Source organism: uncultured Proteiniphilum sp. (assembly GCF_937873925.1).
In the GTDB taxonomy this organism is placed as follows: domain Bacteria; phylum Bacteroidota; class Bacteroidia; order Bacteroidales; family Dysgonomonadaceae; genus Proteiniphilum.
The window spans coordinates 1-9271 of record NZ_CALNAT010000102.1 but is presented as its reverse complement, the minus strand read 5'-3'; the positions used below and the strand labels follow the sequence as shown (position 1 = coordinate 9271).

The 9271-nt window shown below is 43.0% G+C and carries 5 protein-coding genes; 1 reads left to right on the top strand and 4 read right to left on the bottom strand.

The features are described from left to right. Positions 1-45: 45 nt before the first annotated feature. The 4 genes from Q0502_RS07135 to Q0502_RS07120 all read right to left on the bottom strand — a co-directional run bounded on the left by Q0502_RS07135 (position 46) and on the right by Q0502_RS07120 (position 8628). Positions 46-1095, bottom strand: coding sequence for a methylated-DNA--[protein]-cysteine S-methyltransferase (locus tag Q0502_RS07135; RefSeq protein WP_298648962.1), 1050 nt, complete (start codon positions 1093-1095; stop codon positions 46-48). A 9-nt stretch (positions 1096-1104) separates the two neighbouring features. Beyond that, positions 1105-1782 (bottom strand): DNA-3-methyladenine glycosylase 2 family protein, encoded by a 678-nt coding sequence (locus Q0502_RS07130; protein ID WP_298648959.1) that lies wholly within the window; start codon positions 1780-1782, stop codon positions 1105-1107. Positions 1783-2115: 333 nt separating this feature from the next. After that, entirely contained in the window at positions 2116-2286 is a 171-nt protein-coding gene (locus Q0502_RS07125; protein ID WP_298648957.1) for a histone H1, read from the bottom strand. Between the two features lie 270 nt (positions 2287-2556). After that, a complete protein-coding gene (locus tag Q0502_RS07120; RefSeq protein ID WP_298648955.1) occupies positions 2557-8628 on the bottom strand; it encodes a carboxypeptidase-like regulatory domain-containing protein in 6072 nt (2023 codons plus the stop codon). A gap of 198 nt (positions 8629-8826) precedes the next feature. Here Q0502_RS07120 and Q0502_RS07115 point away from each other — a divergent pair, with 198 nt between their 5' ends. Continuing rightward, entirely contained in the window at positions 8827-9102 is a 276-nt protein-coding gene (locus Q0502_RS07115) for a hypothetical protein (RefSeq protein WP_298648952.1), read from the top strand. Positions 9103-9271: the final 169 nt, after the last annotated feature.

Here is a 9271-nt window from a genome sequence, read left to right as displayed (position 1 = left end):
GCAACAAGAAATGCGCATAATGAGATAATAATAATTTCCATGATTTTAATGGGAAGTTGTCATATTCTCTTTTTCAAACTCCAATAACTTCTTTTTTCTCCACATTCCTCCGCCATATCCCGTGAGTGTACCATCAGCACCGATAACCCTATGGCAAGGCAGAATGATAGAGATTTTATTTTTGCCGTTGGCATTGGCAACGGCCCTTACGGCAGAAGGTTTTCCTAAAACTTCGGCTTGTTTTCCATAGGTGGTCGTACAACCATACGGTATCTGCAATAAGCCAAGCCACACTTCCTTTTGAAATTCCGTACCTGCCAAGTCCAGCGGGATATTAAAATCTTTTCGCTCTCCCCTGAAATACTCATTCAATTGCTCTCTAAGCGTATCAAAATGAGGATTGTCGCCCTGTATAAGCGGAGCATTGAATTCCTCTCCCAACTGTCTTAATTCCAAATCTATCAATTTATAGTCGGCAAACTCAAACATACAGATCCCTTTCTCAGTTGCGGCGGCAATCATCAGTCCCAAATCGGTTTCAACATGTGTTACGTTGATTACACGCTTGTCTTTACTTTTTTGCGGAGAAGTACCGATAATATTTTTGAACATACTGTTGAACCCGCTCAAAGAATCATAACCCGAATCAAAGGCAACGTCCGTTACATTCTGGTCGGATTGGATACGTTGGAAGGCACTGTTCGCCCGGTACATTCTTTGGTAGGCATGGAATGTCTGCTTGTAGTTTTTCAAAAACCACCGGCGTACCTGATTTGGCTCTAATCCCATTTCCTGCAAATCGGCATCCTTTATTTTAACCGTAGGATTTTTTTCCATGTATTTCAATAATTGTTTAATGCCGTCAGGCGGGTTTCCCAATTTTTCCAACGGTTTACAGACTTTACAAGGTCTGTAACCGTTAAGCATGGCTTCTTTTGCAGAAGGGAAGAACTCTACGTTTTCTATTTTAGGCCTGGCAGGACAAGTGGGTCGGCAGAATATACCTGTTGTTTTTACTCCGACAATGAATACGCCCTCGAAAGAACTATCCCTTTCAAGGAATGCTTTATAAAATACTTCTTTTTCCGTTTCCATCTTTTTATATCAAATAATCGTTTGAATCCCGGGGAGCTTCCTTTCTATCCTTTTAGATACACAATCTTTCATCCCCTCAACCGCTCCGCCTGCCACAGCCCATAAATACAGGCTTGCGACTGAAGCATAAGGCGTATAGCGTTTCCAATACCTGTTGAATTTCACTTTGTCAATTATCCGGTGTCGATACACCATCCGTAATCCACGAAGAATAGCTAAATCGCCATAGCTTAACACATTGGGGCGCTGCATGGAGAACAGCATCAACATTTCGGCAGTCCATACGCCGATACCGTTCAATTCGGAAAGTTTGGCGCAGACTTCTTTGTCCGACATGGAATGAAGTGAGTTTATATCAAATTCGTCCGCTATAATTTTTCGTGCAACAGATTTTATATAATCCGCTTTTTTGAATGTAATGCCGAATTTCTGTAATTTTTCTAACGGAAGACTGTCGATAACGGAAGGAGTGATTTCTCCCAATTCTTTTAGCATCCGTTCCCAAACGGTTTGGTGGGCTTTGGTCGAAATTTGTTGTCCGATAATAGAATGTATAAGTGCGGAAAAAAGGTCGGGATTGACTGTTCTCTCTATCATGCCAACATGGTCGATAACCGCCGCTAATCGTTTATCAACCTTTTTTAAATGTTCAATTTCTTTTTCCCCATATTGGAAATGAATAGCCATATTTTGTTTGATTGCAAATTCGAACAGCAAAGTTACGATACTACTATTCCAAACACAACCGAAAAATTGACAACCTCGTTTATTTAGCCTTTTTTTGGAAAGGAGGGATAATTGTTTTTTCTTCCAGAAATTCTTTATGTTTCAGTCTGAACCAATTTGTATCGGTTACTCCGTCAATAATAAGTTCTAACCAATTCTTTTCAGTTGTTGCAGGCTGTTTGATTTCCGCTACTGACCTGTCCGTCTCAAACTTCCTCCTATGTTCAGGACAGTATAACAGTATAATTGTCCTGATATGGACAATCCACATCACTTCACCGAACTTTATCAACCTTACTTGGAAGCTTCGATCGACGCTTTACGAAAAGCTTTCAGTTGTTTTTCCAATTCTAACGATGCCTTACGTGCACGAGCGCCGGCAGCTTTGTTGTTGTCTACTTGTTGAGCGGCGTTTTCCTGAAACAATTTGATTTGTTCATTGATGTTTGCTAATAATGTTTGCATAATTCTTTATTTATTTTTTATGATATACCTATACGGAGGTATTTGACCAACCGGTTTTTAAAGCCAAAAAACAGTTCAAAGAGTTAGGATTTTAAGGCTGATTATTCAGAGTGGATATTTCATTTTGAGCTTTCAGTTCGGTTATTCGCTTTAGTAAGTCGGATTCGGACATGTGGTGGCTTTAAATTACCCAAAAGTAATTACTATTTTTGAATAATGCAAATACAATAATGGTGTTCCGAGGCTTACTGTCAAGTGGCCATCATATATTTATTGTATTTCGCATTTCCCCGTATCTCCCCGTCCGAAGAATGTGGGAAAATACATCAATTCGGCTTTGGCCGGATTGAGATGGTACAGTCCCGTAAATCTCGGAATTAACTTTATGGTGAAATCGTGAGTTCCTTTGGATAGCTTGTGGCAAAAGATAACTACTTTTTCTTTGTAATATTCCCGATGGGTTTCCTTCCAAAAATTTTCCCGGTTTTTAGACTCATAAGAACATCCGGCAGGAATAGGGACCTCGATCATCACATATTCGGCGTCCGCATCGACGGTAATGCTTATTTTGAGATCAACACTCTTACCCGACTCCAGCACAGTAACAATATCGTCATTGTCACTGAACACCGTTTCAACGGAGAACCCTTCCGAAGCCTTGTCCGGAGTATTATTCCATGCCTGCTGAAAGACCGTGAAGAAGATAGGGATGGTTCCGGCTTTTCTCACATCGATCATTTCTCCTGCTCCAAATTCCGCCGTTAACGGAAATTCTTCGTACTGTTTGCCATTGATGGTCAATCTTGCATCCGAAAAACTGCCTTCCGGCTTTATCATGTCGGGCATAATGGTTTCCATAATACGGGCGGATTCATAGGTATTCTGCCAGGAACCGCTTTTGCGTATCTCGAAAAAATAATTTCTTATCTTCTCCAACTGTTCATCATACCCTCCCGTCTCCCGAAGGATACGGTACGCTGCAAGCGTGTTTTCCGTATTATTGACATTGGGCAGCATAAAATGCCCCGGCGGTATTCCCTCCTTCTCTTTTTCTCCCCAATAGACGGAGCCCAGCATGGTTTCGGATGAAAGACTCAAAAGGGAATCTACTTGCGGTTTATCATTTACGTCGAGCAACAATGCCATTTGCATACTTTTCAACCTGTCATTGACCGTAATATCGGTCAATGACGATACCAACCGGAAATATTGGTCATAATCGATTTTTGCATCGAGTTTCCTGAGCAATTCCAGTAGATTCAATAATTCGTGTTTTATAAAACTGTCGTCGCTTACTTCTTTCGCTATCGACAAGCGACGATTCAGTTCACGAATAAGTGCATCCAATGCACCCTGTTTATTGAAGTTGACTTTATATCCGTCGGCGTCGGCGTCGAGCATCGCTTCTACGATTTGTTTGGATATCCATAGTTCTGTTTTGTCTTGGTTCCACCATCCCCACAAATTATCGCTGTTCTTATTTCTTTCAAGTCGCCGTAGGAGACTCCTGATCTTATTGTCCTCCTTGAACTCCATCCCGAACATCGGGCAAATGCGTTTTTTCAGCAAGAGCGCTTTTATCTTGGAGGCGATCTGTTCATTACACAGGTAGGGATAACGATCTATTCTATCGATCTCATCCAAAAACGATTGCATAGCAGAAGCTTCCGCATGGATTGTCACCTTGCCGAGGGCAGGATTAGTCCGGAACCGGTGGCTCACGGTATCGCCCAATACGGCAAATTCTCCATGGGATTCCAATATTCCGGACTGATATATGGGGATTGTCCGCCGCTCACCGTCAAAATAGCCGCTTTCCATCGTCATCGAGTAAGTGATACTGACACTATCGGATTCATTCGCAAATACCGGGATAGTATCCACATAGGAGTTCAGCAAAGTGATAGATTCTTCGGATCTGTTTCCCTGCCACTCGATTGACCGCTTAATTTTCACGGTGTCACCCAGATGATTGGTCAATCTTCCTATCACATTCAGACTATCGTTCAGGATGGCGAATTGCGGCATGGAGAGCTGTGCGTTAAGCGGCTTAAACGACTTTATGTTTAGTTGCGCCTTATCGGTCTGTTTTCGTCCGCCTACAGCAATGAAGTTGGCGTTCCAACTCGTTATATCGTCCGGATAAGTCACTTCGAAAGAGACGGTACCGTCGCTTCCGGTGGAAAGGCTGGGATACCAGAAAGCATCGTCATGGAAGTTTGTCCTGAGCGTGTTTGCATTGTCCCATCCATCCGGGAAACCGCTGTCATCAGGGGATACGGTTGGGGACACTCCATCTTTCGTCTCTATGAAAATCACTCCGTTGGCGGCACGGAACCCATAAATAGCCGTATCGGCATCTTTCACAACATTCATTGACGCTATATTGCCGGGATCCAGATCGGACAAAGCCCCGTCGTACGGAACTCCGTTTATTATAATCAACAGGGGGGAACTGTCCGGTATCGAGGCCGTTCCTCTTATTTGTGTGCCCGCCACTACCCCGGGAAGTTTTCCTTCCAATTCCCGCGAATCAAACAGATCCAGAAGACCCAATATACCTTCGCTCCCTGTCATGATTTCTTTTTTGGCCGTACCAAAACCGACTACCACTACTTCGTCCAGGGCATTATAATCCTCTTCCAGTGTTATTTGATAATCATACCCCGGGATGATCCGTGTGGTAAAAGGTTGATAACCGATATAGGATACAAACAAATTGCCGGAGCCCGTGTCGGGCAATCTGAATCTACCGTCGATATCGGTAACTGTACCGGTAGTCGTCCCTTCTATCGTTACCGTAGCCCCGATCAGAGGTTCGCCACTCTCGTCCAGAACAGTCCCTGTAATCTCTTCTCCGGTATAATTGGTGCTGTTAAAACTCCCTATCGTTTCTGCCGGAACCGTTGTGACATTATCCGGGCCACCATATACCGTACTATCGGGCAAAGGAGTATCCGGTTTGGATATATACAAATGGGAATATAACAGGGCAAAAGTATTTCTGCCAATACTATCGGCAGGCATAGGCCTGACCGAATCTATTTTCAGATAATTCAGCCCGTTCTCCTTCAGTGTTACCGGGACAGCATACCGGGTAGTGTCTTTGAAAATCAGATCGATTTGATAATTACCTTCCGGGAGTTTACTAAAATTGCGTGTACCACCGTAGTATATATACCGGGCAGTGTTTTTATCTTCTGAAGTTGATAGGCGTATCATCAGCGGATTAGCGGTTACTTTTTTGTCGGCAAAATATCCGATCTCCAACCTAAGCCTGCATCCGTCCTCATGATCCTTCGCAACAGGCATGTTCAATCCGGTTTCTCGCCGTATATTGACTTTTGTATCGGGACTGTCACTGGCACTACTGGTATTATTTGGGATCATCAACCCATTCTTTCGTTGCACCCGGTCCAATAACAGGGCATGGAACATATCCCTTATACTTTCGGCTGTGAGCGCATTTTGAGAAAATGATAGCTGAGGCGAAAAAGGTTTTATTTTTGATGAGAAGGGAATCTGCTTCCATTTTGTCTGCTTCAGGTAGTTTTTCCATATTTCGTAACGATAGCCGCCCTCGATAGCAAAAGTATTTACGAACATAGTATCGACATACAGGGTTCCGAGATTTTTACCTCCGGTGGAAAATCCTCTGTAAGGGAACGGACCGGCCAGAATGGGTTCCATAACGTAGGAACGGGCTATGTAATCGTAGCGTCGTGCCACTGAATTATTCAGCCAGTAATAGATTCCCCCGGCATTCATTATTGCAGGCGTATATACAGGCTGGTCATTCGGAAGGGTCGCCGTACCGGTAGTATTGTCTACAGTGATCATATGGTCTTCAAGTAGGACCATTTCCCGTTCGCTCAGCAGACCTCTGTTTTTCCTGTCATATTTTTTCACGGTTACCTGCAAAGGAGGGCCATCTGTTTCCTCATTGGTATCCGGGAGAACGGCTGATTTTTCCCCGTTGACGGAAAGAATCGTCTTCATCCCTTCCCGGGCATGTACATCCTCTACAGTTATTTCCCTGTCGTATGTACGGAACTTTAGCGTATGATACCCCGGCGTTACCGGAAAACTATAGACATCCAGTTGCCGGGCCTGATGAAAATAATGTGGCTGCTCGTCGATCCATAGGATATGTACTCCCTGCGGGATCCCGTCGATAACCACATAGGGGGCAATTTGCGTCACTTCACCCGAAACTTTTTCGGAGTATGAATAACAGATCTCCGGATATAAAAACTTATAATATTCGATAGAGTCGAGCCCCATCCGCTCTTTCCAGATAGCCCATTCCATCGGACTCCTGACATTGTACGGAGACGTCCCTGATATATCATATCGCGTGTTATTAAATCGCTTGCCGGAAACCGACTTTCCGTAAATAGTTACGTTGGGAGAATGTGAACCGAATTTAGAGGTAAAAGCATATGCCGTAATATCCGCATTTTTTACCGGCCGACCTTTCTTATCCTTCACAAGCACGTCTACCGTGGTGGTCTGTCCCGGATATACGGTCGTAGGTGTATTGACCTCCATAGAAAGGTTTTTCTCCACATACGGCAAACTTCCGGTGATGGTCCTTGCCTTTTCTCCCAGTAAATAGGACAACTGCATCATATAGCCGTTCTTTCCTCTATCCCTGCAGGTATAATCGAGTTCAGACACATATCCTTTGTCTATGATCTTCTTGTCTTTTCTTATGGTGTACCAGAAAGGGAATCGGGACGGATTATCTACTACTAACCTAACATTTCCGTCCTCCCTGAAGAACCGGTATTCCAATATCTCTTTTTTAATATCCGTAACACAAAATTCCCCGGAAGAGGTTTCGGTCATTACCTCATAATCGCTGGCGATCCATAGAAGAGGAAGCGAATAAGGCAATTTTACCGAATCCCGGAACATTACTTCCACTTCGGAATTATAGGCGGTAACCCACGCCTGAACCGGCGTACTCTCCCCATCGGCAAGTTCTTTTATGGTCAATATACCTTTTTCTACGGAAAAATCGATAAGCCGGTTGCGCATATCCATATACACAGTCAGTTCCTGATCGTGTTTCTCGTTGCCGGAATCGAAAAAAGAGCATTCCACGTCATAATATATGCCCGTAGCAGGTATAAATACAGAGTCCGGCAATACCAATTCTTCCGAGGCTTTACCATTCATATCGAACGAATGTCTCCATATTTCATCGGGAATAAAGGCCCTGTCCGCGTAATATTTCCTTTCAGAGCGCTTCGATGGCCGAATGGTTATATCCACACGACCGTCATACACCGGCATGCCGTTTTCATCGCTGGCGCGGAATTGCAGTTTCACCGTATCGCCTTTCACATATTTCTCCCTGTCTGCTTTCGCCTCGAAAGAGATCCGTCCCAATTCATACTCTTCGTAATAAAAGTTGCCTATTATGTCATTGGTATGTTTACCCCTGGTTTTTAAAACAATATTATAACTATTATCCAGATGCAGTTTCAGGCTGTCGGACAGCAAAAACTCCCATTCATACATTCCGGGACGATAAGGCTGAAGGGTTGTCAGCGTAGTGTCTATTCTTACAGGGTAGTAGGAGACGAGCGAAACCTCCGTTTTTTCATTGTATGGCCTGCCATTGTGATTGATATATGCTTTGAAGCGGACTGTTTCTCCCGGTTTGTATTTGGGTTTACTGAATACGACAAAACCGTCGTATTTGTCCTGTATGTAAGCTCTGTCCGGTTCAAATACCCTGTAGAAACCATTCATTATTTTATACCAACTACTCCTGAAAAAATTATTTCGATAGTAATAAGCGGATTCCTTTTCAAATTCAATATAATGTAATACTCCGCCGTTATTTACTTCCACAATTTTTTCGTCCCCTATTCGTGAGGTATTATAGGTCTGTGTGATTTCGTCAAATTTCAACCGCTTCAAACCTTGTCTGACTACGGCATTACTGATCACATTCCCCAACGTATCGGAAAGGAAAAGCATGACCTTTTCATCTTCTACGATACTATGATGAAAATTATCTACCGTATGATCGCTATACTCCAGATTGTTGTCAACCACTTTCACCCATATGTAATTACCTCTCGGTAAAGCCGGGATATCTTTGGCTTCAGTACAGCGCATGACAAAAGTGTGCAACATGGATTCCTCGAGATTTTTTTCCTTGAGATACAGATTCCGTACATCTTTCCTGTCCAATTTATACACAAATAATTCAGATGAAGAGCGGCGACTGGCGGGAAGCGAGTTTTGCCCAGAAGTAATCTGACTAAAAATAAAAGTTGATGCAGAAATGAAGAGAATTACGATAGTTAACAGTGTCCTTCTCATAGAATAATTATTTATGAACATAAAATTACAAATATATTGGACATAAATGAAAGTTGGGGATAATTTTTTACTGTTGATCTATAGAGAGAATGAATGAAGATAAAAAAGAACAATGTCGGGAGAACATATTATCTTCCGGCATTGTTTATGTGTGTATCAAAACATTTCAATTTCACAGAACAATTCCAAATTATAACTATGAAACGATTCATTTTAGCCTCCCTTATTTTCATCGCAGTTTCCTCGGCGACTGTTCGGGCGCAACAACCGAAAGATATATCCATGCTTTCAAAAGAACAAAAAGAATTAGCAGATCTTCAGATAAAATTGGAGAAAGACAGAGAGAAACTTACAAAACTCTATCTGGAAAAAGAAGTGTTGGTCGCGGAAAAGAACAAAAAACATAACGAGGCGGTATCGGCGACAGAACTTCCTCCGTTTCGGCTATCATCCTCGACCCCAAAGGGAAACTAAGCTATATGGGCGACAACCTCAACGGCGACAATGTCATTGCCGTTCTGGGTAAAACCGTTTCGGAAGAATACCTGACACACTTGCGCGGTAACAGTGTTTCGTATCTTTTCGCGGGTAAAGATGGGAGTGATCTACACAAAGCACTGGAAACTTTATCTACCGAATTCGG

Coding starts and splice junctions, on each gene's coding strand:
- Q0502_RS07130 (WP_298648959.1), bottom strand. CDS start 1,782: ATGGCTATTCATTTCCAATATGGGGAAAAAGAAATTGAACATTTAAAA.
- Q0502_RS07125 (WP_298648957.1), bottom strand. CDS start 2,286: ATGCAAACATTATTAGCAAACATCAATGAACAAATCAAATTGTTTCAG.
- Q0502_RS07120 (WP_298648955.1), bottom strand. CDS start 8,628: ATGAGAAGGACACTGTTAACTATCGTAATTCTCTTCATTTCTGCATCA.
- Q0502_RS07135 (WP_298648962.1), bottom strand. CDS start 1,095: ATGGAAACGGAAAAAGAAGTATTTTATAAAGCATTCCTTGAAAGGGAT.
- Q0502_RS07115 (WP_298648952.1), top strand. CDS start 8,827: ATGAAACGATTCATTTTAGCCTCCCTTATTTTCATCGCAGTTTCCTCG.